Source organism: Actinocorallia aurea (assembly GCF_054783995.1).
On sequence record NZ_BAAGPQ010000012.1, the window covers coordinates 741,660 to 765,730 of the forward strand.

23 protein-coding genes are annotated in these 24,071 nt (G+C 73.9%); 7 read left to right on the forward strand and 16 right to left on the reverse strand.

The window, feature by feature from the left end; genetic code table 11:
* Nucleotides 1-38: 38 nt before the first annotated feature.
* The gene (locus tag ACYVOM_RS16020) at nt 39-416 is read right to left on the reverse strand and encodes a histone-like nucleoid-structuring protein Lsr2 (protein ID WP_460304154.1); all 378 of its coding nucleotides are present in this window, start codon (nt 414-416) and stop codon (nt 39-41) included.
* A gap of 220 nt (nt 417-636) precedes the next feature.
* On the opposite strand from ACYVOM_RS16020, the gene ACYVOM_RS16025 reads away from it, so the two are divergent.
* The gene (locus tag ACYVOM_RS16025; protein WP_460304155.1) at nt 637-1,563 is read left to right on the forward strand and encodes a hypothetical protein; all 927 of its coding nucleotides are present in this window, start codon (nt 637-639) and stop codon (nt 1,561-1,563) included.
* Here ACYVOM_RS16025 and ACYVOM_RS16030 read toward each other — a convergent pair.
* From ACYVOM_RS16030 to ACYVOM_RS16045, 4 genes are all read right to left on the reverse strand, one after another.
* Complete coding sequence (locus ACYVOM_RS16030) at nt 1,547-2,758, reverse strand: ROK family transcriptional regulator (RefSeq protein ID WP_460304156.1); 1,212 nt, start codon at nt 2,756-2,758, stop codon at nt 1,547-1,549. The two genes, ACYVOM_RS16025 and ACYVOM_RS16030, sit on opposite strands and share 17 nt — an antisense overlap.
* A 575-nt stretch (nt 2,759-3,333) precedes the next feature.
* On the reverse strand, nt 3,334-4,779 hold the full coding sequence (locus ACYVOM_RS16035) for an arabinose isomerase (RefSeq protein WP_460304157.1): 1,446 nt from the start codon (nt 4,777-4,779) through the stop codon (nt 3,334-3,336).
* Nucleotides 4,780-5,069: 290 nt separating this feature from the next.
* On the reverse strand, nt 5,070-6,056 hold the full coding sequence (locus tag ACYVOM_RS16040) for a LacI family DNA-binding transcriptional regulator (protein WP_460304158.1): 987 nt from the start codon (nt 6,054-6,056) through the stop codon (nt 5,070-5,072).
* A 63-nt stretch (nt 6,057-6,119) separates the two neighbouring features.
* On the reverse strand, nt 6,120-7,031 hold the full coding sequence (locus tag ACYVOM_RS16045; RefSeq protein WP_460304159.1) for a LysR family transcriptional regulator: 912 nt from the start codon (nt 7,029-7,031) through the stop codon (nt 6,120-6,122).
* Between the two features lie 118 nt (nt 7,032-7,149).
* On the opposite strand from ACYVOM_RS16045, the gene ACYVOM_RS16050 reads away from it, so the two are divergent.
* Together ACYVOM_RS16050 and ACYVOM_RS16055 are read left to right on the forward strand one after the other, a co-directional pair.
* Nucleotides 7,150-8,079, forward strand: coding sequence for an EamA family transporter (locus ACYVOM_RS16050; RefSeq protein WP_460304160.1), 930 nt, complete (start codon nt 7,150-7,152; stop codon nt 8,077-8,079).
* 76 nt (nt 8,080-8,155) lie between these two features.
* A complete protein-coding gene (locus ACYVOM_RS16055) occupies nt 8,156-10,942 on the forward strand; it encodes a BTAD domain-containing putative transcriptional regulator (protein ID WP_460304161.1) in 2,787 nt (928 codons plus the stop codon).
* A 20-nt stretch (nt 10,943-10,962) separates the two neighbouring features.
* On the opposite strand, the gene ACYVOM_RS16060 is transcribed toward ACYVOM_RS16055, so the two are convergent.
* From ACYVOM_RS16060 to ACYVOM_RS16085, 6 genes are all read right to left on the reverse strand, one after another.
* Nucleotides 10,963-11,409 (reverse strand): molybdopterin-dependent oxidoreductase, encoded by a 447-nt coding sequence (locus ACYVOM_RS16060; RefSeq protein ID WP_460304162.1) that lies wholly within the window; start codon nt 11,407-11,409, stop codon nt 10,963-10,965.
* A 90-nt stretch (nt 11,410-11,499) separates the two neighbouring features.
* Nucleotides 11,500-12,519: a 4-hydroxy-2-oxovalerate aldolase gene (dmpG, locus tag ACYVOM_RS16065; RefSeq protein WP_460304163.1), complete on the reverse strand. Its 1,020-nt coding sequence runs from the start codon at nt 12,517-12,519 to the stop codon at nt 11,500-11,502.
* 29 nt (nt 12,520-12,548) lie between these two features.
* Nucleotides 12,549-13,493, reverse strand: a complete 945-nt coding sequence (locus ACYVOM_RS16070) for an acetaldehyde dehydrogenase (acetylating) (protein ID WP_460304164.1) — start codon at nt 13,491-13,493, stop codon at nt 12,549-12,551.
* A gap of 11 nt (nt 13,494-13,504) precedes the next feature.
* On the reverse strand, nt 13,505-14,317 hold the full coding sequence (locus ACYVOM_RS16075) for a 2-keto-4-pentenoate hydratase (RefSeq protein WP_460304165.1): 813 nt from the start codon (nt 14,315-14,317) through the stop codon (nt 13,505-13,507).
* Between the two features lie 116 nt (nt 14,318-14,433).
* Entirely contained in the window at nt 14,434-15,213 is a 780-nt protein-coding gene (locus tag ACYVOM_RS16080; RefSeq protein WP_460304166.1) for an IclR family transcriptional regulator, read from the reverse strand.
* 90 nt (nt 15,214-15,303) lie between these two features.
* On the reverse strand, nt 15,304-15,879 hold the full coding sequence (locus tag ACYVOM_RS16085; protein WP_460304167.1) for a TerD family protein: 576 nt from the start codon (nt 15,877-15,879) through the stop codon (nt 15,304-15,306).
* Between the two features lie 245 nt (nt 15,880-16,124).
* On the opposite strand from ACYVOM_RS16085, the gene ACYVOM_RS16090 reads away from it, so the two are divergent.
* Nucleotides 16,125-16,526 (forward strand): BlaI/MecI/CopY family transcriptional regulator, encoded by a 402-nt coding sequence (locus ACYVOM_RS16090; RefSeq protein WP_460304168.1) that lies wholly within the window; start codon nt 16,125-16,127, stop codon nt 16,524-16,526.
* 45 nt (nt 16,527-16,571) lie between these two features.
* Here ACYVOM_RS16090 and ACYVOM_RS16095 read toward each other — a convergent pair whose 3' ends face one another.
* Nucleotides 16,572-16,793, reverse strand: coding sequence for an MbtH family protein (locus ACYVOM_RS16095; protein ID WP_460304169.1), 222 nt, complete (start codon nt 16,791-16,793; stop codon nt 16,572-16,574).
* A gap of 154 nt (nt 16,794-16,947) precedes the next feature.
* Nucleotides 16,948-17,565, reverse strand: a complete 618-nt coding sequence (locus ACYVOM_RS16100; RefSeq protein WP_460304170.1) for a hypothetical protein — start codon at nt 17,563-17,565, stop codon at nt 16,948-16,950.
* Nucleotides 17,566-17,715: 150 nt separating this feature from the next.
* Here ACYVOM_RS16100 and ACYVOM_RS16105 point away from each other — a divergent pair, with 150 nt between their 5' ends.
* A complete protein-coding gene (locus ACYVOM_RS16105) occupies nt 17,716-18,189 on the forward strand; it encodes a hypothetical protein (RefSeq protein ID WP_460304171.1) in 474 nt (157 codons plus the stop codon).
* Between the two features lie 18 nt (nt 18,190-18,207).
* On the opposite strand, the gene ACYVOM_RS16110 is transcribed toward ACYVOM_RS16105, so the two are convergent.
* Together ACYVOM_RS16110 and ACYVOM_RS16115 are read right to left on the reverse strand one after the other, a co-directional pair.
* Complete coding sequence (locus ACYVOM_RS16110; protein WP_460304172.1) at nt 18,208-18,630, reverse strand: hypothetical protein; 423 nt, start codon at nt 18,628-18,630, stop codon at nt 18,208-18,210.
* Between the two features lie 326 nt (nt 18,631-18,956).
* Nucleotides 18,957-20,228 (reverse strand): ferredoxin reductase domain-containing protein, encoded by a 1,272-nt coding sequence (locus tag ACYVOM_RS16115; protein ID WP_460304369.1) that lies wholly within the window; start codon nt 20,226-20,228, stop codon nt 18,957-18,959.
* 221 nt (nt 20,229-20,449) lie between these two features.
* On the opposite strand from ACYVOM_RS16115, the gene ACYVOM_RS16120 reads away from it, so the two are divergent.
* On the forward strand, nt 20,450-21,442 hold the full coding sequence (locus ACYVOM_RS16120; RefSeq protein ID WP_460304173.1) for an alpha/beta hydrolase: 993 nt from the start codon (nt 20,450-20,452) through the stop codon (nt 21,440-21,442).
* Between the two features lie 36 nt (nt 21,443-21,478).
* Nucleotides 21,479-22,534 (forward strand): helix-turn-helix domain-containing protein, encoded by a 1,056-nt coding sequence (locus ACYVOM_RS16125; protein WP_460304174.1) that lies wholly within the window; start codon nt 21,479-21,481, stop codon nt 22,532-22,534.
* Between the two features lie 427 nt (nt 22,535-22,961).
* On the opposite strand, the gene ACYVOM_RS16130 is transcribed toward ACYVOM_RS16125, so the two are convergent.
* Nucleotides 22,962-23,987, reverse strand: coding sequence for a hypothetical protein (locus ACYVOM_RS16130; protein WP_460304175.1), 1,026 nt, complete (start codon nt 23,985-23,987; stop codon nt 22,962-22,964).
* Between the last annotated feature and the right edge of the window lie 84 nt (nt 23,988-24,071).

Genomic DNA, 24,071 nt, shown 5'->3' on the forward strand with positions numbered 1-24,071 from the left:
TCCGTGCCGCCCCGCCGCGGGTCCCGGGGGATCCGCGATCAGGCCTGCGAAGACTGCTCAGGCCTGGCGTCGGGGTGTGCGACGACGAACTGCTCGTACACCTCGTCGGCGATCTTGCCGCGGACGCTCACCTCGATGCCCTGGGCTACCGCCCACTCGCGCACGTCGGTGTTGGTGTAGCCCTGGAGGCGCGGCGCGGTGTCGGCGGCCGACTTGCGGGACCGCCCCGCCTGCTTGACCTCGACGGCGGCCTCCACGAAGGGTTCGAGGGAGGCCATCAGGTCGTTGAGCAGCTTGAAGTTGGCGTCGCCCAGATCAATCGCGTATTTCGAGCCGCCCAGCTCGAACTCTCTCCGGGTGACGTCCTCGCCGTCGTACCCGTCGATGTCGTCCACCACGATGGTCTTGGTTGCCACTGTGCTCTTTCACCCTTTCGCTCGTTTGTTCGGCATCGAGCCTAGTGGCCGCGGACCCGGGCTCGGGCCGTTTCACCCGTCCGGCGGGTCCGGGCGGAAACGCCCGCCCCCGGTGGGCACGGAGATCCGGGACTTGCCGCCCGACAGGGAAGCGACCCAGCTCACGGACCTGTGGAGCGCTCCCCTAGGGTTCCAGGGCCCGCTCATCCGGAGGAACCCCTTGATCCGCCACCCCCTCGCGGCGGCAGCCCTCGCGCTGCCCGCCCTCGCCCTCTCCTGGTACGCCCCGGCGCTCGGCCGGCTCGGCCTCGCCCGGGACCACCGGATCAGCTGGGTGCCCCTCGACGCCAGAGGCGGGGCAGTCGTCTTCGACGCGGACGTCCCCCTCGCGGATCCGCCCTGGCAGTGGTACGCGCTGCTGATGTTCGGCGCGGCGGCCGCCGTCGCCGGGCTGCTGCTGGACTCGGGGCGGCGCTCTCCCGTCCCCGGGCTCGTCGCCGGGCTGCCGCTCGGCGCGGTCGGGCTCGCGGCGCTGGCGATCCCCGGCGCCGCGCACGGGCTCGCGGGGCTCTTCCCCGCGATCGGCGGATCCGCCGACGGGGGGCTCGGGAACGACTCCGCGGTCCACGCCGAGGTCTTGCTCGCCATGGGGGTGTATCTGATGCTCGGGGCGGCGCTGTGCGCGGCCGCCCTCGCCCGGCCCCTGGCCGCGCGGTTCACCGTCCCGCGGCTCCGCGGCCTGACCGCGGTCCTGGCGGGCTTGGGCGTGCTCTTCGCGGCCGGGGCTCTCTATCTGGTGTCGTTCCTGCCGCGCGGCCTCCTCATCCTGTCGTTCGCGTCGGTACCGCTCATCGCCGGTTCGGGGGTCCTCCTGGGGCTGCTCGCCGCCTCCGACCGGCTGCCGCGCGCCGCCGCGCTCACCGCCGGGCTGCCGGTGCTCGCGCTGGGCGTCCTCGACGTGGCCGGCCCGCCCGTCCTCGAACCGTTCGCTTCGGGGCTCCTTCTCGACACTGCGCGCACCGCGACGGAGTCGGCGCTGTACGAGGCGGTCGCGACCTCGGGCGGGGTGCTCACGGTGTTCGGCGGGGCGCTGGTCGTCGCGGCGCTCCTTCCCCGGCGCGAGCTCGCGGTCACGGCCGCTGGCTGAGCCGGGCCTCCAGGGTGGTGAGGGGGTCGGCGAGCAGGGCCGCGAAGGCCAGTTCGGCGGCTCCGGCGAGGGTGGTGTCGTCGCCGAGGGCGGCGGTGGCGAGCCGGACTCGCTCGCGGGAGACCGGCAGCACATGGGCGTCGATGCGGGCGCGGACGCGCGGGGCGGTGCCCTCGAACAGGTCGCGGAGCATGCCGCCGAAGACGACGACGGCCGGGTTGAACAGGTTGATCAGGTTCACCACGCCGACGCCGAGCCAGTCGCCGATCCGGTCGATCGCCTCGATGGCGCGGGCGTCTCCCGCCTCGGCCAGGGCGACGACCTCGCGGATGCCGTCGCGTCCGACGAGGTCGTGGGCGCGTCCGGCGTAGTCGAGCAGGGCCCCTTCGCCGACCTCGGCCTCCAGGCAGCCGCGCGACCCGCACAGGCAGCGCCGTCCGTCGAACGGGTTCACCACCATGTGGCCGACCTCGCAGCCGTAGCCGCCCGCGCCGTCCAGCAGTTTGCCGCCGACGATGATGCCGCCGCCGACGCCGACGTCCCCGTGCAGGTAGATGAGGTCGTCGAGCCCCGCGCCCGCCCCGCGCGCATGCTCGGCGACCGCGCCGAGGTGCGCCTCGTTCCCGACCCCCACGGGCAGCCCGAGCCCGAGCCGCGCCGCGAGGTCCGGGCCGAACGGCTGGTCCTCCCAGCCGAGGAACGGCCCGTAGCGGACGGTCCCGTCGGGCCGGACCATGCCGCAGTAGGAGGCGCCCACGCCGACGCACACCGCGTCCGGGCCGGCCTCGGCCACGAGGTCCCTGCCGAACTCGGCGAGGACCCCCACGACGTCGTCGAGGTCGAGGACGGCGCGGGGCCGGACCGCCGCGCGCCGTGCGAGGATCCGGCCCCCGAGCCCGACCCGGGCCGCGGTCACCCCGTCGACGGCGACGTCGAACGCCAGCCCGTAGATCCGCTCAGGCTCGGGGGTGACGACCAACGACGGCCTCCCGGCCCGCCCCGTCTCGGCGGGCTTCTCCTCGCTGACGAGTCCCGCCGCGGCGAGGTCGGCGATGAGGCTCATGATCGTGCTCCGGTTCAGGCCGAGCCGCCCGCCGAGCGCCGCCCGCGTGACCGGCCCCTCGACGTGCACGCACCGCAGCACCGCCGAAAGGTGCCTCTGGCGCATCTCCTCCTGCGTCCGGCCGACCTTCACCCGTGTCCTCCTCACCGCCGCGCTCCCGCCCAAGTATCGCCCGCGGTGGCGCGGGCCCGCCCCGCCGCTCTCCTCGGGGCGGCGGGGTTGGGCGTTCAGCTCTCGGGGGCGCTCACCGCGCGCTTGCGTCGGCGCAGGAGCGCCGCCGCGCCGAGCAGCGTCGGTGTAGGTGGCCCGCAGGACGACCTCGCAGGCGCGCCCGACGACGACCTCCAGCGCCCCACTGTCGAGTCCTTCCCGGTAGTCCGCCTCCGGCGCGACCCCTGCGCGGCGCGCCTGCTGCGCGCTTCCGCCTGGCCGACCGCCTCCCGTAGGGGACCTCTGGAGGGAACAGTTCGTCGACCGTCCGCAGGCGCCAGCGCTCATGGTGTTCGCGGTCCGCGGCGGCGGAGAGTTCGGCGGGGGTGGGCTCGCGCGTCAGTTCCCGGGTGAGCAGGACGGCGCCGGTCCCGAGCAGGCACGCCCCCGCCGCGAAGGCGGCGAGGGCGGAGCGGGAGCGGCGACGCGTGGGGGGTGATGCGTCGGATATGGGGCCGCATCCTAGAACGATCTTCGGGGAGGCGGTCCGTCCGGGGTCAGACCTCGCGGTAGGGGATGGCGAGGAGGTCGGCGGCGGCGCGGTAGTCGGCGGCGTGGTGGCCCACGGAGAGGGACCAGTGGTGGCCGACGCCGGTGGCGGACCAGGCGTCGACCCATTCGCCCGGGTCGCGGCCGAAGTCGACGCGGCTCGTGGTGTTGCCGATCTCCAGGAGCGGGCCGGGGATCACGGTGCCTTCGGAGGCGATGAAGGACAGGGTGCCGTCGGCGTCCTGGCCGAGGCCGAGCAGGGTGACGGGGCCGTGCTGGACGTCGAACTCGACGCTGACGCCCCAGCCGCGCTTGCCGTGGTAGACGCCCAGGCCGCGCAGCAGCGGGTCGCGGGCGCTGACGGCCAGGTGCGCCGGGCCGTCGTGGCCCATCTCGACGACGTTGTCGGCGAAGTTCAGCGCCTGGATCTCGGTGAAGGAGCCACCCGCGCCGATGGACTGGGAGGCGAGCTGGGCGACGGTCGTGCGCAGCTCGTACTCGCCGGTCGCCGGGACGCCCCGGGCCGTCAGGAGGGACGCGCCGAGGATCATGCCCGCGCCGAGCCGCTCGTGCTGCTCGCCGTCGAGGCCGCGGTGGTAGTAGGCGAGGGTGTCGAGTTCGAAGTCCTCGACGAGGCGGTCCAGGGCGACCGAGACTGTGGCGCCCCAGGCGAAGTCCTCCTCCACGACGGTGTCGTCGAGGGTGAAGATCTGGCGGGCGAGGTCCATGCGGGCGCGGGTCTCGGCCTCGGTGACCTTCTCGACGCGGTGCCGCAGGTCGTCGAACTCCAGCACCTCGACGTGGGAGCCGAACGTCGCGGGCAGCAGGGTCAGGTCGGTGGAGACGTCGAGCATGCCCGGGTACAGGTGGCCCATGAGGCCGTGGCGGGCGTGCCGGAGGGCGGCCCGGACGTGCGCGGCGCCGATCCACTGGCCGATCCGCGCCCAGGCCGACTCCTGCTTCAGCCAGCCGGAGACCGAGCGGAAGGGGATGCCCGCGCGGCGGAACACGTTGCCTACCTCGGGCACCGGGCACTGGCCGCAGTAGGCGAGCCACGCGCCGGTGTCGAACGCGGTGTGGTCCATCTTCTCGGTCGGCTGGAGGTCGATGACGAGGACGGGGGTGTTCGCGCGCTGGGCGATCGGCAGGACCATCGAGGACGTCAGGTACGTCGTGAGGAACAGGACGATCAGGTCGCAGTCGGCCTTGCGCAGCTTCTCGGCCGCGGCGGCGCCCTCCTGGGCGTCGGAGATGAAGCCGACGTCGGTGACCTCGGCGTCCATCTCCTGGAACCTCTCGGCGACGTACCGCGCGCTCTCCTGGAGCTGCGGCAGCAGGCCGGGGAACTGCGGCCAGTAGGTGCCGAGACCGCCCGCGACGAGCCCGACGCGGGTCTTGCGCCGGGTGATGGGGGCGAGGAGGTCGAGAACCGGGGTGCGGGCGGGGGAGGTCATCGAGACGGGTCCCTTTCGTGCTGGCGGGGCGGGCGCCGGACGGTGGCACCGCGGACACGGCGGCCTTGGTCCGGCCTGGGCGACGATAGGCGTTGTAGAACGTTTTTACAACCTCTGGGCTGGCCAAAGAGTACGGTCCAGGCCGTGGAACACACTCGATCGGCCGACCCGATCGTCGAAAAGCCCTGTATCTCAGGCGGATGGGCGTGATCGAGCCCCTCCTGATGATGTAAAACGTTTTTTAAAATGATCTTGAGCATGGGGGCGAGGGAGGCCGGGGCTCGGCTCGGTCAGGGCGCGCTGGCGCGGACCACGAGCGACGGGGCGAAGACGCGGGCCTCGTGGACGTGGTCGGGACCCGCCTCGACCTCGTCCAGGAGCAGCTCGATCGCGGCCTCGCCGAGTTCCTCGACGGGCTGGCGGACGGTCGTCAGGGCGGCGACGCCCGCCGCGTCCAGGTCGCCGTAGCCGACGAGCCGGACGTCGCCGGGCACCGACAGGCCCCGCTCGGTCAGCGCTCGCAGCACGCCGACGGCCAGGAAGTCGTTCGTGCAGAACACCGCGTCGGGGACCGTCTCGATCGTCAGGCCCGCCTCGTACCCGCACTCCACGGTCATCCGGGGCAGCACCGCCTGCTCCAGGACCGCGCCGCGGAACCGCCGGGCCGCCTGGCGCGCGCCCTGGTACCGGTCGGCGCACTGCCGGATCTCCCGCGGCCCGTTCACCACGAGCACCGAGCGCGCGCCGAAGTCCATCAGGTGGGCGACGGCCAGGGCGCCGCCCGCGACGTCGTCCACGGAGACCGAGCAGCCCTCGGCGGTCGGCCTGGTCCGGTCGGCGAGGACCAGCGGCACGCCCCGGCGGCGCAGGCGCTCCAGCCGCCCGGTGCCGGCCTCCATCGGCGCCACGACGACGCCGCTGGCCCGCTGCGCGACCAGCATCGAGAAGTACTCGGCCTCCCGCGCGGGATCGTCGCCGCTGTGGCAGAGGGACAGCGCGTAGCCGTGGCGGTAGGCGGCGTCGGCCGCGCCGCGGGCGATGCGCGCGTAGAAGGAGTTGGCTATGTCGGGCAGGACGAGCCCGATCGAGCGGGCGTGCGCGGCGCGCAGGCCCGCCGCCCCCGGGTGCGGGACGTAGTCGAGGTCCGCGACGACGGCGCGGACCCGCTCGACGGTCGCGGCGTTCACCCGCTCCGGCCGGTTCAGCACGTTGGAGACCGTGGAGACCGAGACGCCCGCGGCGGCGGCGACGTCCTGGATGCGCGCGGGACGGGGCATGGCCGTGCTCCCCCCGCTCTCGCCGCCTCCGGGCGGAGGCCGTCGCCGGGAAAGTCTAGGCGCTCACGCTCCGTCGAGCGCCAGCGCGCCGCGCAGCGCGGCGAGGGAGCCGGCCAGGGCGGCCCGGCAGGCGGTCACGGCCGGATGGTCCTCGGCGCCCTCGCGGACCGCGGTGAAGATCGTGCGGGCGGGCGCGCCGGGCAGCGCGATCAGGCGGGGCGCGACGGGGGCCGAGGCCCACAGCAGGTCGGGCAGGATCGAGGCGGCGTGGCCGGTCTCGACGAGCCTGGCGTGCAGCAGCATGTCGGTCGACTCGAACCTGACATCCGGCTCGAATCCCGCCTTGCGGCAGATGCTCTGCGCCCAGCGCCGCGGCACCGTCCCCTCCGGCTCCATCGCCATCGGGACGCCCGCGAGGTCCGCCAGGCCCTTCGCGGCGAACGAGGCGGGGACGGCGAGGCGCAGCGGGTCCTTCCCGAGGGGCCGCCAGGACAGGCCGGGATACTTCGGCTGGGACTCGTCGGGGTAGTCCTCGCCCACCACGAGGTCGAAGTCGCGGGCCTGCAGGGCGGGCAGCGCCTCCTCGGCGTCGAGCTGGCGGATGCGCAGCCGCAGCCCGGGATGGGCGGCGGCCAGCTCGGTGACCGCGGCGGGCACGAGGGCGAGCGCGGCGGTCTGGAAGACCGCGACCCTCAGCTGGCCGCCTACCTCGCGCAGGGACGCGGCGAGCTCCGCCTCGGCCAGCTCCAGCTGGCCGAGCACCTTCTCGGTGTGCCGGACGAGGATCTCGGCCTGCTCGGTCAGCCGCACCCTGCGTCCGTCCCGCTCCAGCAGCACGACGCCGGTCTCGGTCTCCAGCTGGGCGAGCTGCTGGGAGATCGCCGAAGGGCTGTACGAGAGCGCTTCGGCGACCGCCGCGAGCGTGCCCCGGTGGCGCAGTTCGCGCAGCAGCCGCAGCCGGTGCAGATCCAGCACGTGCCCTCCCAAACCATCAGTTCAGCTTAACGATATGCCACACAAACGTGCGCTGGACCTGAATGGATGCCGCGTCAGACGATGTCCGCATCACCCCTCGATCAGGAAGCCTCCGCCCGTGAACCTGCCCGCGTCCGTCCGCCGCGCCCGCTCCGGCTCGGCCGTCGGCGTCGCCCTGATGCTGACGTCCGTGCTGTCCCTCCAGGCCGGCGCGGGAGTCGCGTCCGCGCTCTTCCCGCGCATCGGCCCCGCCGCGACCACGGCGCTGCGGCTCACGCTCGCGTCGCTGCTCCTGCTGGCCCTCACCCGGCCCGCGCTGCACCGCTGGGACGGCCACCGGCTGCGGTCCGTGCTCCTCCTCGGCCTCGCCATGGCGGGGATGAACGGGCTCTTCTATGAGTCGATCGCCCGGATCCCGCTGGGCGTCTCGGTCACCGTGCAGTTCATCGGGCCGCTCACCCTCGCGGTCCTGCTCTCCCGCAGGACCCGCGACCTCCTGCCGGTCGCCATGGCCGTCGCGGGCATCGTGCTGCTGGGCGTCCAGCACCCGCCGACGGGCCCGCTCGACCCCGTGGGCCTCGCCTTCGCCCTCGCCGCGGGCGTCTTCTGGGCCCTGTACGTCCTCGCGGGCTCCCGGATGGCCGCCACCGGCGAGGGCGCGGGCGGGGCCGCCGCCGGCATGGGCCTCGCCGCCCTCATCACCCTGCCGTTCGGCATCATGGGCGCGGGATCGGCGATGCTCGACCCGGGGATCCTGGCCTACGCCCTGTTCGTCGCACTCCTGGCGTCCGCCATCCCCTACGCCGCCGAGATCTCCGCCCTGGCCCGCCTGCCGAAGAAGACCTTCAGCGTCCTGCTGGCCCTCGAACCCGCCGCGGCGGCCCTCGTCGGCGCCTTCTTCCTCGACCAGCCCCTCACCGTCGCCACCGTCGCCGCCATAGTGCTCGTGCTGGCCGCCGCCACCACGTCCGCGCTCTTCGCGGGCCCCCCTGCCGCCGAGCCCGCTCCCGAGCGCTCCGCCGCCGCGCCCGAACTCCAGCGGGCCTGATCCCTCCGCCGGTGGACTGCCGCGGATCTCCAGTGGCATTCTGGGCGGATTCCGGCAGTGGGAAGAGGGCGCGCAGGTGGCGGTGAGGATCGGGGTCCTCGGACCCATGGCGGCGACGGTCGACGGCGAGCGGGTCTCCCTCGGCGGGCCGCGGCAGCGGGCCGTCCTCGCGGTCCTGGTCGCGGCCGGCGGCCGCGCGGTGTCGCAGGAGCGGATCCTCGCCGACGTCTGGGGCGACGGTGAGGCGCCCGCGAGCGGGACGCTGAAGTCGTACGTGTCGGTGCTCCGGCGAATCCTGGAGCCGGGGAAGGCGCCCGGTGAGGCGCGGACCATCATGCGCGAGGGCAACGGGTACCTCCTGCGGGCCGGATCGGCCGAGGTCGACGCCGAGGAGTTCGCCGGGCTCGTCGGCGAGGGCGCGGACCTGCTCGCCGCGGGGCGGCCCGGCGACGCGGCTCCCGTGCTCACCCGGGCGCTGGCGCTGTGGCGGGGCGAGCCGTACGCGGAGTTCGGGGATTTCGCCTTCGCGGCCCCCGAGCGGGCGCGGCTGGAGGGGCTGCGGCTGACGGCCGCCGAGCACCTGTACGAGGCGCGTCTCGCCCACGGCGGCGACGGGTCGCTCGTCGGGGACCTGGACAAGCACACCCTGGAGCACCCGCTCAGCGAACGCGGCTGGGAGCTGCTGGCGACGGCGCTGTACCGGGCCGGAAGGCAAGGCGACGCGCTCGCGGCGCTCCGCCGGGCGCGCGCGGTCCTCGCCGAGGAGCTCGGGATCGACCCCGGTCCCGCCCTGCGCCGGCTCGAGGCCGCGATCCTCGCCCAGGAGGAGCAGGTCGAGGCCGCGCCCGTCGCCGTGTCCAAGCCGCGCGGACGCAACCTGCCGCACGCGCTGTCCCGGTTCGTCGGACGCAGCGGGGAGCCCGCGCGGGTCGAGGCCCTGCTGGCCGAGCACCGGCTGGTCACCCTCACTGGGCCGGGCGGCATCGGCAAGACCCGGCTCGCCCTGGAGACCGCGCACGCCCGCCCCGACACCGACGGCCCCTGGCTCGTCGAGCTCGCCGAGCTGGAGGACGCCTCGCTCCTCGCGGTGACGCTCGCGGGCGCCCTCGGCGTCGCCGGGGCCACCACCGCGGAGCGGCTGGGCGAGATCCTCGGCGACCGCCGGCTGCTGCTGGTCCTCGACAACTGCGAGCACCTCGTCGCGGAGGTGCGCGAAGCCGTCGGCGCCCTGCTGGCCAGGGCGGGCGGCCTGCGGGTCCTGGCGACCAGCCGCGAGACACTGAACCTGCCCGGCGAGGCCCTCTACGAGGTGCGGCCGCTGCCTGCCGACGACGGCCGCGAACTGTTCGTCGCCCGCGTCGCCGCGGCACAACCGGGCTGGGCGCCGGACGCCGCAGAGGAGTTCCACGTCCGCGCCCTGTGCCGGCAGCTCGACGGGCTGCCGCTGGCGATCGAGCTGGCCGCCGCCCAGTGCCGGATGCTGTCGGTCCAGCAGATCGCCGAATCGCTGGAGGACAGGTTCGCGGTGCTGCGCGACGGGCCCGGCCCCGCCAGACACCGCACCCTTCTCGCCGCCGTCGAGTGGAGCCACGACCTGCTCTCCCCCGCCGAGCGGACCGTCCTGCACCGGCTCGGTGTATTCGCCTCGGCCTTCGACCTCGACGCGGCGATCGCGATCTGCGGCAAGCAGGTGATGCCGGAGCTGGCCGGGCTCGTCCGCAAGTCGCTCGTCGCCGTCGAGGCGGGCACCTCGCCGCGCCGCTACCGGCTGCTGGAGACGATCCGCGAGTTCACCGGCGGCCGGCTCGACCCCGACGTCCAGGCGGCGCACCGGGCCTGGGTGCTGGCCGAGGCCGAGGCCGCCGAACCCCAGCTGCGCGGACACCGGTCCGGCGCGGTCGTGCGCCGGCTGCACGCCCAGCAGCCCGAGCACCGTTTCGCGCTGACCTCCGCGCTGCTCGTCGGCGACGGCGACTACGCGCTGCGGCTGGCCGGGCTGCTGAGCTGGTTCTGGTACGCGCAGGGCATCGTCGCCGAGGGCCTCGGCTGGATCAAGTCCGCGATCCAGCTCAGCCCGTCTGCCGGCCCCGATCTTCGGGCGCCCACCCTTCTCGCCGAGGCCCGGCTGTCGTACCTCGCGGGCGACTTCGCGAACGCCCGGCGCGCCGCCGACGACGCGATCCGCGCGGGCCACGCGCTGGAGCACCCCGAGATCATCGCCGAGGCGATGCTGCACCGCGCGCTCTTCGACGCGCTGTGCGGCGACGCCGACTTCATCGACCTGGCCCGGGCCGGGCTGGACCTGGCCCGCGAGCAGCACCAGGACTGGCTCGTGTCCGAAGGCCTGATGATCACCGGCATGCTGCTGCGGTTCGCAGGGCTCGTCTCCGAGGCGCGGGCGCATCTCGCCGAGTCGGTCGAGGTCGCCGAGAGGTGCGGCTATGTGTTCATCCAGTGCTCGTCGCTGTGGCTGCTCGCCAAGATCGACATGGATCTCGGCGAGCCCGAACGGGCGATGGAGGGCAGCTGGGACATGCTGCTGCGGCTGGACGAGAACGGCGACGTCACCTCCTGGGTGGTCGCCGTGCACACCCTCGCCGCCGCCCTCACCGCCTGCGGGCGGCCCGCCGACGGCGCGATGCTGCTCGGCGCGGCCGACCACCACGGCTCCCGTGTCGGCTTCTCCCCCACCGAGATGGACCCACTCGACGCGCCCCGCCAGGCCGCCGCAGTCCGCGCGGCCCTTCCCCCGGCCGACTTCCAGACCTGGTACGCCCGCGGCCGCACCCTCACCCGCCCCCAGATCCGCACCCTCGCCGAATCCCCCTCCGCCTTCGCCCGGGACCCGGCCGACGACCTCTGACGGAGCCGCCGCCCGACTCGTCAGGCGTCGGTGCGGACGGTGAGGGTGGTGACGCGAGTGAGGGAGCGGGCGCCGCAGCGGTCGGCGGGGACGGCGAGCTGGGGGCCCTCGGGGTCGAGGGGGGTGCCGTCGCGGGTGACGGCCAGAAGCATGGGGGCGGCGCCGAAGTCGGGATCGAGCTCGCCCCAGGACAGGACGACGCGGTGGCCGTCGGAGGCGGTGAGCACCAGGCGGTAGCGGAGGCGGTGCATGCGGTCGCCGTGGGCGGGCTCGGGGTCTGCGGCGGCCACGACGTCGCGCAGCAGCGGGCCCGTGCAGGTGTGCCGCCGGACGCCCTTGCCGCCGCAGGAGAAGACCAGCTCCGCGGTGTGCTGCGGCAGAGCGCGCAACCCGTCCATCGAGAGCGGGCCAGGCGCGCGCACCTCGCCGTCGATCCTCAGTTCCGGACCGTTCTGCGTGCTCGCCACCCGCTGTCCCCCTTTTCGCGGCCGCCAGGATATCGGGGTGAAACGCGCGACCGCCCCGGCAGGACGGTCTGCCGGGGCGGTCGTGAGCGGTCAGGCCGACGCGGCCTGGGCCTTCAGGTCGAGGGCGATGTCGATGATCATGTCCTCCTGGCCGCCGACGAGGTTGCGGCGGCCGACCTCGACGAGGATCGTCCGGACGTCGATGCCGAACCGGACGGAGGCGGCCTCGGCGTGGCGCAGGAAGCTGGAGTAGACGCCCGCGTAGCCGAGCGTCAGCGTCTCGCGGTCCACCTGGACGGGGCGGTCCTGGAGCGGGCGCACCAGGTCGTCGGCGGCGTCCTGGAGGGCGAACAGGTCACAGCCGTGGTCCCAGCCCTGGAGATCGGCGACGGCGATGAACGGCTCGATCGGGGCGTTGCCCGCGCCCGCGCCGTGCCCGGCGAGGGAGGCGTCCACGCGGGTCACGCCCTCCTCGACCGCCACCACCGAGTTCGCCACCGACAGCGACAGGTTCTGGTGGGCGTGGATGCCGATCTCGGTCTCCGGGTTCAGCACCTTCTTGTAGGCGCGGACGCGCTCGCGCACGCCGTCCATGGTGAGCCGGCCGCCGGAGTCGGTGACGTAGACGCAGTGCGCGCCGTAGGACTCCATCAGCTTCGCCTGCTCGGCGAGCTTCTCGGCCGGGGCCATGTGGCTCATCATCAGGAAGCCCGACACGTCCATGCCGAGATCCCGGGCGGCGGCGATGTGCTGGGCGGAGATGTCGGCCTCGGTGCAGTGGGTCGCGATCCGGATCGAGCGGACGCCCAGGCTGTAGGCGTGCTTGAGCTCCTCGATCGTGCCGATCCCCGGCAGCAGCAGGGTCGTCAGCTTCGCGCGGGAGATGTTCGCGGCGGCGGCCTCGATCCACTCCCAGTCGGTGTGCGAGCCGGGCCCGTAGTTGAGGGAGCCGCCCGCGAGGCCGTCGCCGTGCGCGACCTCGATCGCGGCGACGCCCGCCGCGTCCAGCGCCGCGACGATCTTCGCGACGTTCCCGGGGTCTATGCGGTGCCGAACGGCGTGCATGCCGTCCCGCAGGGTGACGTCCTGGATGTACAGCTTCGGGGTCATCTTCTTCTCCGTGCTCACCATTTCCGGGCTCACTTCGACACCTCCGCGAACCGCTCGGCGGCGCGCAGGGCGGCGGAGGTCATGATGTCGAGGTTCCCGGCGTAGGCGGGCAGGTAGTGGGCCGCGCCCTCGACCTCAAGGAACACCTGGACCTTGGTCGTGACGGCGGGCGCGCCCTCGGGCAGGAGGGTGTGCACCGGCTCGTCCGCCGCGATCGGCGTGAACTGGACCTCCTGCTTGAGCCGGTAGCCCGGGACGTACTCGGCGACCTCACCGACGATCTTCTCGATCGACGCCTTGATCTCGCCCTGGTCGGCGTCGCCGATGAGCGCGAACACGGTGTCCCGCATGATCATCGGCGGTTCGGCGGGGTTGAGGACGATGATGGCCTTGCCGCGTCCCGCGCCGCCGACCTGCTCGATCGCCTTCGACGTCGTCTCGGTGAACTCGTCGATGTTGGCGCGGGTGCCGGGGCCGGCCGAGCGCGAGGAGATCGAGGCGACGATCTCGGCGTAGGCGACGGGCGTCACCCGGGAGATCGCGTGCACGACCGGGATGGTGGCCTGACCGCCGCACGTCACCATGTTGACGTTGTCGGCCTCGGCCTCCAGGTGCTCCTCCAGGTTCACGACCGGGACGACGTACGGGCCGATCGCGGCCGGGGTCAGGTCGACGAGCTTCTTGCCGAACGGCTTCAGCTTCGCCGCGTTCGACAGGTGGGCCTTCGCGGAGGTGGCGTCGAAGACGATGTCGATCTCGTCGAACCCGTCCATCGCGATCAGGCCGTCGACGCCCTCGTGGGTGGTCGGGACCTTCATGCGGCGGGCGCGGGCGAGGCCGTCGGAGTCGGGGTCGATGCCGACCATCGCGCCCATCTCCAGGGTCTTCGACAGGCGGATCACCTTGATCATCAGGTCGGTTCCGATGTTGCCGGAGCCGATCACCGCCACCTTGGTCTTCTTCTGCTCGCTCATGGGGTCTTCCTCTACTTCGCGAAGGCCGCGGTGACGGTGCCGAGCGCGGACAGCTCGGCGCGGTACACGCTGCCGGGGGTGACGGGGACCATCGGGCCGAGGGCGCCGGACAGGATCACCTGGCCGGCCCGCAGCGGCTCGCCGAGGTCGCGGGCGGTGCGGGCCAGCCACACCAGGGCTTCGAGGGGGTCGCCGAGGCACGCGGCCCCGTTGCCCTGGGAGGCCAGGACGTCGTCGGCGTACAGCTCCATGGCGACGTCGATCGGCGCGAACTCGTCGAGGGTGAGCTTCTTGTCACCGAGGACGTACAGCGCGCTGGAGCCGTTGTCGGCGATCGTGTCGGTGATCCGGATGTCCCAGTTCTCGACGCGGCTGTCGACGATCTCCAGGGCGGCGACGGCGTAGTCGACGGCCGGGCGGACGTCCGCGACACCGTTGATCTCGCCGTCGAGGTCGGCCTTGAGGACGAACGCGACCTCGGCCTCGACCTTGGGCTGGAGCAGGTTCGCGGTGGCGACCTCAGTGCCGGAGACGTCCATGTCGGCGAACAGCACGCCGAAGTCGGGGCGGTCGACGCCGAGCTGCTGCTGCACGGCCGGGGAGGTCAGGCCGATCTTGCGGCCGGACACGACCGCGCCCGCGGCCAGGCGGTGCTCGGCGAGCCGCTGCTGGACGGCGTAGGCGAGTTCTAGGTCGGTGGTGCCGAGCACGTCGCGCACGGGGGCGCAAGGCGCCAGCTGGTCCTGGGCGGCCTCCAGGCGCGCGGCGGCGGCGGTCACGGCGGCCTCGCGGTCCTGGCCGGTCGGGGTGGCGTCGAGCGTCATCACGGTCCTCGGGTGTAGGTGGGATGACCCCACGATCACCGATGAGGCGGCCGGGCGCCCACCCTGATGTTCCACTCAGTGGAACCGTCTTCGCGCGGCCCCTGCGGGGCGGGCCGTCAGTCGGGGTCGGCGATGAGCGCGGCGCGCCGCGCGAGGGTCCCGGAGATGCCCGCCGCGGCGGCCTTCACCGACATCTGGTGGGCCTCCGGCCGGAACCGCGACACGGGCCCGGTGACGCTGACCGCCGCGACGGGCCGGTCGAAGGGGTCCAGGATGGGCGCGGCCACGCAGACGATCCCGGTGGCCGACTCCTCGTACTCGAACGAGACCCTGGCCTCCAGGATCCGCTCGATCTGCTTGCGCAGCAGCCCAGGCGCGGTGATCGTCCGGGGCGTCCGGCGGACCAGTTCCCCGTCGAGGACCCCGGCGAGCACGTCGGGCGGCGAGAACGCCAGCAGCGCCTTGCCGATCGCGGTGCAGTGCGCGGGCATCCGCCCGCCGATCCGCGACGGCGACGTCGCCTGCCGGTGCCCGCCCAGCTTGGAGACGTACACGACCTCGGCGCCCTCCAGCACCCCCAGGTGGACGGTCTCATGGGTCCGCTCGTAGAGGTCCTCCATGAACGGCGTCGCGACCTCCACGAGCCCCCGCTCGACCGACGCCCGCATGCCGAGCTGGAACACCTGCCCGCTCAGCCGGTACCCGCGCCCCGTCCGCTCCAGCAGCCGGACGTCGACCATGTCCCCCACGATCCTGTGCAGCGTCCCCTTCGGGATCCCGGTCCGCCGTCCCAGCTCGGCGAGGCTCACCCCGTGGTCGTCGGCCGTGAACGCGAACAGCACCGCCGCCACCTTGCCGAGGACCGAGTTGGTCCCGACCTCCGGCACCCCCGCCACCGCGCACCGCCTCTCCCCGCTTCTGCCTGGCAGTCTATGAAAGCCGGATGCGCGGCGGCTCCGGGGAAGGGGAGCCGCCGCGGCGGGGCGTCAGGCGTGGGTGGCCAGGGTGGGAAGGATGTCCTGGAACGTGCGGCCCATGCCGGGCTCGCCGATCGCGTTCATCTTCCAGGCGTCGCCGTGGCGGTAGATGCGGGCCATCACCATCGCGGTGTGGCCTCCGCCGCCGGTGAGGGTGTAGCGGGCCATCTCGGTGCCGTTCGTGTCGTCGACCAGGCGGCAGAAGGCGTTGGCGACCTCGTTGAAGGTCTGGCCCTGGAAGGAGTTCACCACGAACACCAGGGACGTCACGTGGACGGGGAGGCGGGACAGATCGACCAGGATCGACTCGTCGTCGCCGTCGCCCGCGCCCGTCCGGTTGTCGCCGGTGTGCCGGATCGAGCCGTCGCGGCTGGTGAGCTGGCCGAAGTAGACGACATCGGCGATCTGGTCGCCGGCGAAGGCCACGACCGTGGCGTCGAGGTCGATCTCCTGGTCGCGCGAGCCGAAGAAGCCCTTCTTCTTGACGGCGTCCCAGCCGAGGCCCATCCGGACCCGGGTGAGGCCGCCGCCTCCGCCGGGCTTCTCCAGCGAGATCCGCTGGCCCTTGACCATCGACACGGCCATGTAAGACACCTTTCGTAGGGGTGGATGCGCCGCGGGCGTCATCCCGCGGCGTCGCAGATCGCAGTCGGCAGGCGGAACGGTCCACGCGCCCATGGGCACAACGATTCGGCGGGCCCAGGGGTTTCCGCGGACGCATGGCGCGGACGAGCCGGAGGTCACACCGGATTCGGGAACTTCGGCGGCGCCGATCATGGACGCTCCCGTGGAACACTGCTTCGGTCGGGACGCGGCGCGGGAGGTGCGCGATGGGCGGCGAAAGACGGGCGCCCGGGGACCTGGAGCGGGAGATCATGGCGGCACTGCAGGCCGCGGACCGCGCGCTCACGCCGCGCGAGGTACGCGAGACCCTCGGCGGCTCCCTCGCCTACACGACGGTGCTCACGAGCCTGGTGCGCCTGGCGGGCAAGGGCGTCCTGGAGCGCGCGCGGCGCGGCCGGGCCTTCGCCTACCGGCCCGTCGCCGACGAGACTGGCCTCGCCGTGCGGCGGATGCACCAGCTCCTCGACGGCCGACCCGACCGCGCCGTGGTCCTCACCCGCTTCGTCGGATCCCTGCCGGACGACGAAGAACGGCTCGTCCGGCGGATGCTGGCCGATCTCGAAGCGGAGGACCCTGAAGCCGGGGACCCCGAGGCCGGGGAGGCCTGACCGGGCCTCTCCCGGTTCCCCGTCGGCGTCGCGCGTGGGCCTGGGTCAGGCCGAGCGTCCCTCGGTGGCGGCGACGAGGCTCGCCGGGCGCATGTCGGTCCAGTTCCGTTCGACGTGGTCCAGGCAGGCCTGCCTAGTGTCGGGGCCGTGCGCGGTGGTCCAGCCCGCGGGGACGTCGGCGAACACAGGCCACAGGGAGTGCTGGCCCTCGGCGTTGACCAGGACGAGGAAGGTGCCGTTCTCGTCGTCGAAGGGGTTGGTGGACATGGACACGGCCTCCAGTTAGGTAAGGCTAAGCTAACTCCACCCAGCTTGGAGTGGCCGACAAATCCTGTCAAGGATTTAGGAACCAGACAAAAGAAGCCGTGCGTCAGTCGGGGTAGGCGAGCAGCTCGTGGAAGTCGTAAGCGTGCTCGCCCGTCTACACGACGGTGCTCGCGGCGAGCAGCACAGGCACCGCGAGCGCCCAGCGGCGCCGCACCTCGCGGCCCGCCACCGCGGCCATCCGCCGCGGCACGACTCCCGAGCCCATCGCGACCAGGCCGACCGGCCTCCCGAACGCGGCCAGAGCGGCCTCCTCGTCAGCCGCGCGCTCCACCAGGTGGGCGACCTCCGCGACCGGCCGCCCGGGCAGCGCGAACGCTTCCACCCGATCGTCCGGGACGACCACCACGTCGTCCTCGCCGTGCTCGGAGTCCGGATGCGCGACGTCCTGCGAGGTGCCGCGCAGGGACGCGCGGTAGCGCCGCCAGCCGAGCAGGACCCCGACCACGCTCACCGCGAACCAGACCACCGAAAGGCCCGTGGCCCAGGGCACGTGCGCGGCCTCCGCCGGCCGGCCTCCCCACGCCGCGACGGCCGAGAGCCCGGCCGGCGCCTTCAGTACGAACGCGAGCACGTTCACCAGGGCGCACGCGGCCGCCGCCACGGCGCACCAGGCGAACACGTGCGCGGCGAACCCGGGACGCAGCCGGTCCGCCGGAGGCCAGGTCGCCAGGACGGGAGCCGCTACTGCGGAGCAGGCGAAACTGTCGAACATCGGTCACCTCTCGGCGGGGAGTGCGGCCAGTTTCCCATACCGGCTGGGATTCCCTATCTACTACAACGTCGTCGTGGATAGGGTCGCCTCAGTCACTTCCGGCCGTCCCGTCGCGCCGGAACACCCGGCGCGAGGAGAGGGGATCCGCGCATGCCGCGTCCGGCAGCATCCGACGCCCGCCCCGCGACCGGCGAAGGGGCCGGCGACGCCTTCTCGGAAGCCGCCTCGTCCGGCGCGGCGTCGGCGGGCTCGGCGCGCCGAGGGGTTCCGCCCCGCCGCACGGCCTCCGCCGGGGCGGCGCCGCGCCGGAGCGTCCCGCCGCCCCGCGACCGGCCGGAGCTGCTGCCGTTCACCGGGGTGCTCCCCCAGGTCGCCGAGGGCGACCTGGTCTGGTGCCGCGACGCCCTGGGCCGGGGCTGGACGCGCCGCGTCGCCCTCGACGGCCCCCGCTACGACCAGGCCGGCGCCCACCGCACGTGCCGGCTCACCGTGCCCACCGCCTCCGTGCGCGACTGGCACGACCACGCTTCCGCGGCGCCCTTCGTCAACTGGCCGGCCGAGGACGTCGCCCGCGCCGACCGCCCCGTGCCCGGCCCCATCATGGCCGCGGCGCACCGACCCTGATCCGTCCGCCGGGCGGCGTCAGCGGGCGGTGAGCCCCAGATCGGCGCGCAGCGCGTGGAAGAACTGGACCGCGCGCGGCACCTTGTGCTGCTTGTAGCCGAACTCCGCGAAACTGGCGCGCAGCGCCTCGGCCCCCGCCCCGCCGTCCACCAGCCGCAACTGCTCGGCGTACAGGTCGCGCGCCCAGCCGGTGAGGAACTCCCGCCGCGCGGCCTCCCGGCCGACGACCTCACGCATCCGCCCGGGCACCACGGCCCCGTCCCCGTCCAGCAGCCCCATCCCCTCCAGCAGGTCCAGCAACTGCGGCCCGATCGACGGCGGATACCCCGCCACCGCGCTCAGATCGAACCGCGCGGGCAGCGCCCCCCTCCCTGCCAGATCAGCGAAGAACGCCGCGAACGTCCGATACGAAAACGACGGCGGCATCCACCCGAGCCCCATCCCCACCTCCACACCTCCGACGACGCGCCCCATTCTGCCGGACCCGCCCGGCCCCCTCCCTCGAAGCGCGGGGAGCCGCGGAAGAACCGCCATGCCGCCGAACTCCTCGCTCTGGCGCAGCCGCACCGGCCACCGCCGAGGTCTTCGATGACGAAGCGGTGCTCACCGTCGAAGAGCATGACGGCCAAGAGAGGCCGCGGCATGAGCACGAAGAGGAGCACCTGCGCCCACGTGAGCACGAGGAGGACGGAGAAGGCCACCGCGGGCGTGGGAAGGCCGGGCACTCTCCCGCGGGCGGCGCCGGGTGATGCGATGGCGGGGTCCGGTCAGAGGTAGGCGTCCGTGCGGTGGTGGCCGTGGTGGAGGCGCAGGGCCAGCCATTCGGCGGATTCGGCGGGGGTGGCGTCGGTGGCGTCGGCGTAGATGCGGGCGCAGGCGTCGGCCACGGCGGGGGCCATTCTGCGTCCGTCGCCGCACACGTAGAAGACCGCGTCGCGGCGCAGGAGCTCCATGACGTCGGCGCGGTCGCGCCAGACGCGGTCCTGGACATAGCGGACGCCGTCCTCGGGGGCCGCGGAGAACGCCGGGCGGACGTCGACGATGCCTGCCGCCGACCAGGCGGCCAGTTCGTCGCGGTAGAGGAAGTCGACGTCGGGGTGGTCGCAGCCGAAGAACAGGAGCGCGGGCGCGGGCGTCACGCCCTCTTCGCGCGCTCGCACGGCGCGGTCCTGGAGGAAGCCGCGGAAGGGGGCCACACCGGTGCCCGCACAGGCCATCACCAGGGGCGTCGTCAGGGACTCCGGCGGGTGGAAGGCCTTGCCGGAGCCGACCACGCCGACGGTCATCGGCGTACCGGGAGCCGCGTCGCCCAGATAGGTGGACGCCGAACCGAACGCGCCGGACGGATCGCGCACCACCGCGACCGTCAACGACACGCGGCGCGGATCCCAGCGCGGCGAGGACGAGATGGAGTACCTGCGCGGCACGAGCGGCGCGTGCAGGTCGAGGAACGCGGCGAAATCCAGGGCGCAGGCGGGATGGCCCTCGACGAGGTCCAGCAGCGTCGGGCGACGCGCCGAGTCCTCCGGATCGCGGGCCGCCAGCGCGGCCAGGGCGGCGCCGCCCTCGTGCGCCGGCGTCGCCGCGGCGATCCGCTCGATCCCGCCGCGCGTGGCGGGCTCGGTCAGTGCCACGTGGCCGGTGAGGAGTTCCCGGGCCGTCAGACGCTCCCCTGCGAACGGAGGCGCGCCGCCACGCCGCTGCTGCCCCGGGTCGGCGCACTCGTCGCCCTCCGACGCGACGGGCCCGGCCTTCGGGCGCGGGACCAGCCTGGTGCCGCGGGCCAGGCCGAACCTGGCGAGCGCCCGCTCGACGACGTCCGCGGGGTTGGGCGGCAGAACGGCAAGGTAGTCGCCCGGCAGGTAGGTGGTGCCCTCCGGGAGCACGATCTCCAGATGCCGCTTCGACCGCCCGTGCGAGGCCGCGGTGTCGACGAGTTCGCGATTGACCACGACGGTCCCGACGCCGAGCCGCGCCGGACCGCGACCCGCGCCGCCGGCCCCCGGCGTCGGCGCCGCCCCCGCGACGTCCTTCAGCACCTCGGCCAAGGCCCCTCCCCCGAGCGCCGGACCCCGGCGCATCCGCCCGGGGCCCTCCTCACCGACCATCCCCTGGTGATCAGCCGCCAAACGGTCCCCGCGCCGGGCCTACCCTGTCGACCCGCCATTCGGCGGGTGGAATCCGCCGCGCGGCGGGACCGTCCGAGGCACACGACCGGGCACCATGGTGACTCCGATCACACCACCCCTGGGAGACGACGATGACCCTCATCGAGACCGCGCCCGTCGGACCGCCGCCCCCGTTCGACGCCGAGCTCGTGCCGGTGCTCCGCCTCATGAACGAGCTGATCCCGCCCGACGCGTTCGCCGACCTCTCCCGGGTCCAGGAGATGCTCCAGTCCGCCGTGCAGCGCCCCTCCCTTGAGGTGTTCTCGCGGGACGGCGCCTACACCGTCGAGGAACTGACGATCCCCGGCCCCGAGGGGGCGCCCGAGGTCGCGCTGCTGCTGTGCCTGCCGACCGGGGCCGCCGCCCCGTACCCGCTGATCTACCACACCCACGGCGGAGGCATGATCATCGGAGACAACCGGATCGGCCTGCCGGAGATGCTCGAACTCGCCGAGGGCGTCGGCGCGGCCGTCGCGTCCGTGGAGTACCGGCTCGCGCCGGGCACGCCCCACCCCGGGCCCGTCGAGGACTGCTACGCGGGCCTGCTGTGGTGCGCCGAGCACGCCTCCGAACTGGGCGTCGACCCCGGCCGGATCATCGTCGGCGGGGCGAGCGCGGGCGGCGGGCTGGCGGCGGCGGTCGCGCTGCTCGCCCGCGACCGCAAGGGCCCCGCGCTCGCCGGGCAGCTCCTGATGTGCCCGATGCTCGACGACCGCAACGACACGGTCTCGGCGCGCCAGATGGCCGGGCGCGGGATCTGGGACCGCGCGTCGAACGCGGCGGGCTGGACGGCCCTGCTCGGCGACGCGCGCGGCACCGACGCGGTCTCCCCCTACGCCGCGCCCGCCCGCGCCGCCGACCTTTCGGGGCTGCCGCCTGCGTTCATCGACGTGGGCTCGGCCGAGACGTTCCGCGACGAGGACGTCGCTTACGCCGCGCGTCTCTGGCAGGCGGGCGGCGTCGCCGAACTGCACGTGTGGCCGGGCGGCTTCCACGGCTTCGACACCATGGCCCCGCACGCCGCCCTCTCCCGCGACGCGAAGGACGCGCGCGCCCGCTGGCTCACCCGCCTGCTGGCAGACTGACGGCGAGGGCGCCGGCCGGCCCGTGAGGAGAGCCCGATGAAGGATCTGACGGTGCGGCTCGACGCGCTGGACCCGCAGGCCGGCGCGGCCCTGCGGGTCATCGCCTATTTCGACGACCTCACCGCGCACGGCGCCGGCCTGGCGGCGATCGTCAGAGCCGCCGCCCTGCTCGCCCAGACCCCCGCCGCCCTCGTCGACCCTCCCCGCCACATCCGCCTCCGATTCAGCGCCGACGGCACCCCCGGCGCTCCCGGCGCTCCTGGTGTTCCCGGTGTTCCCGGTGTTCCTAACACGCCGGGTATACCCGGCACTGCTGGCACGCCGGGTGGGCACGGCGTCGGGCTCGATCCGGTCTGGCCGAGCACGCCGGTCGGCTCCGGAGTGCTCTGGCTGGAGCACAGCGGGCCGCCCCGTCCGGTGGACGCGATGGTGCTGGAACGGGCCTCGGCGGCGGCAGCGGCGGTCCTGGACCGGACCCGCGGCCGCGGGGCGTCGGTGGCCTCTGTGGAGACGCTGTTCGACGCCGCAGCTCCGGCGGACGCGAAGGCGCTCGCCGCCCGCCGCCTCGGCCTCTTCGCGGGCGAGCCGCTGCGGGCCGTCGCCCACCACGACGGCCGCGCCGCCCTCCTGCGCGAGAAGGACGACCTCGCGGAGGGTTCGCGCGCCGGCATCGGCACTCACGCCCATCTCATGGACCTTCCTTCCTCCTGGGAATCGGCCAGGCTCGCCCTGCGTCTCACCGCCGAAGGCACCGACCTCGACCCCGGCCCCCGCGTCGTCCATGCCGAGGAGTCCGGCGCCCTTCTCCTCCTCGCCCAGGCCGTGACGCCCGCGACCCCCAAGGGCAAGGACGTCACCACCCTCGACGAGGCCGGCCGATCGGCCCCCTGGATGCTCGCCACCCTCGACGCCGTCACCACCTCCCCGAGCCTCCGCGCGGCCGCCGGCGCCCTCCGCATCCACCACTCCACCCTCCAGGACCGGCTGGCCCACGCCGAACGCCTCCTCGGCTGGCCCCCGCACACCCCCCAAGGCCGCCTCCGCCTCCACCTCGCCCTCACCCTCCGCCGCCTCCACCAAGCCCCCACCTGACCCTGAGCTCTCCCCCGGCGCGACGAACAGACTTGACGCACCCCCTTTCACGGACGGTGCTCCCCCGTTCGACCGGCACCGTGACGTTCCCTCGGTTTCGCGGACTCGCCGGTGAAAAGATCTGGCTCGGCGAGCGGGCACTGGTTTCGACCTGATGTTCCTCCCGTTTCGCGAACTCGCCGGTGAGAGGAGCGTTCGCGCCCAGGCCATGCCCCGGGCCCTGGCACCCGCTCAACGGCCGGAGGCCGGGGAGCGGGAGGCAGGGACGGGTGCGTTCCTCGTGCGGGGCGGGTCGTACGCCACGGCGAGGGCTTACGGGTGGCGTGAGCATGTTCATCGTCGGCATCTGGCTCGGGGCGAAATCCGCCTCGCGGAGGGGCTGCGGGATCGGTCGGGGGCCGTGCGCGATCGGGAGGTCCGATTCGGCTCAGTCCAGGAGTTGTGCCATGAGGGCGGCGGCTTCTGGGGTGAGGGGGCCGCTGAACAGCCAGCGGTGTCGGCCGTCGCAGGGCTCTCGTGGCAGGGTCAGGTGGACGGTTCTGCCCGTGACGTCGGTGGCATGCAAGGTGTCGAGGGCGGGGACGCCCTTTTTCAGCCAGGTGCGGACGCAGGCCAGGTAGCGGCGGAAGTCGCCGGTCGATCCGGTGGCGTCCGGGTCGGTGGCGGCGGCGATGAGGGGGCGGAGTTCGGGCAGGTGCTCGCGGGTCGTGCCCTGGGCGCGCAGGACGAGGCGGCCGGTGGCGTCGGTGGTGTACCGGCAGGCGCGGACCACCGCCAAGGGGGACGGCAGGGGCGGGCCCGCGGAGTACCGGACGAAGTCGCGGACGGGGCCGGGAGCCGGGTGGCGGGGAGCGGCCAGGTAGTCGCGCGGCAGCCTGGCCGGGCACTCCGCAGGTGGAACCTCGGTCGGGCTGCGGGCCGTCTCGGCGCGCCACAGGCGCAGGAAGGCGTTGTGGAGGTGTGCGGCGCCGCCGCGCTGGGCGCGGGGGGATCGCACCACGTCCCAGTTGAAGTCGAAGGCCAGCACGGTGCTCCGCCCGTCCGCGTGGCGCAGGACGAGATTGGCCGGAGCGTAGCCTTCCATCGTCGTCGCGCCGCTCGTGTCGGCCCTCGGCAGGTCCTCGACGAGGGTCTGGAGGTCCCGTGCTCTCCGCGTGAGGTGGAGTGGTTCGAGCCAGCCGTCACCACCGCCGAGCTCGTACGTCATCCGGCAGAGCAGCGCCTCGGTGACCGTTCCCTCGGCAAGGCCCCGGACATGGGCCGGACCCCACGGAACCTCGCCCCACCCGTAGGGCACCTCATCCAGCGGACTGCGCGGGCAGCCGTCCGGCCCGAGCGCGACCCTGACGGGTTCCGGAGCGGCGGCGTACGGCGCCGCGCCGAGAGTGCCGATGGCCACCGTGACCACCGCCATGACGACGAACCGCTTGGAGAACCTCCTGTAGAACCGCATCACGCTGCCCCTCGATCGACCCCGCACCACTTGATCACCAGACGCTAACGTCCGGAGATCAAGGCGCACCTCCCTCACGCGAGG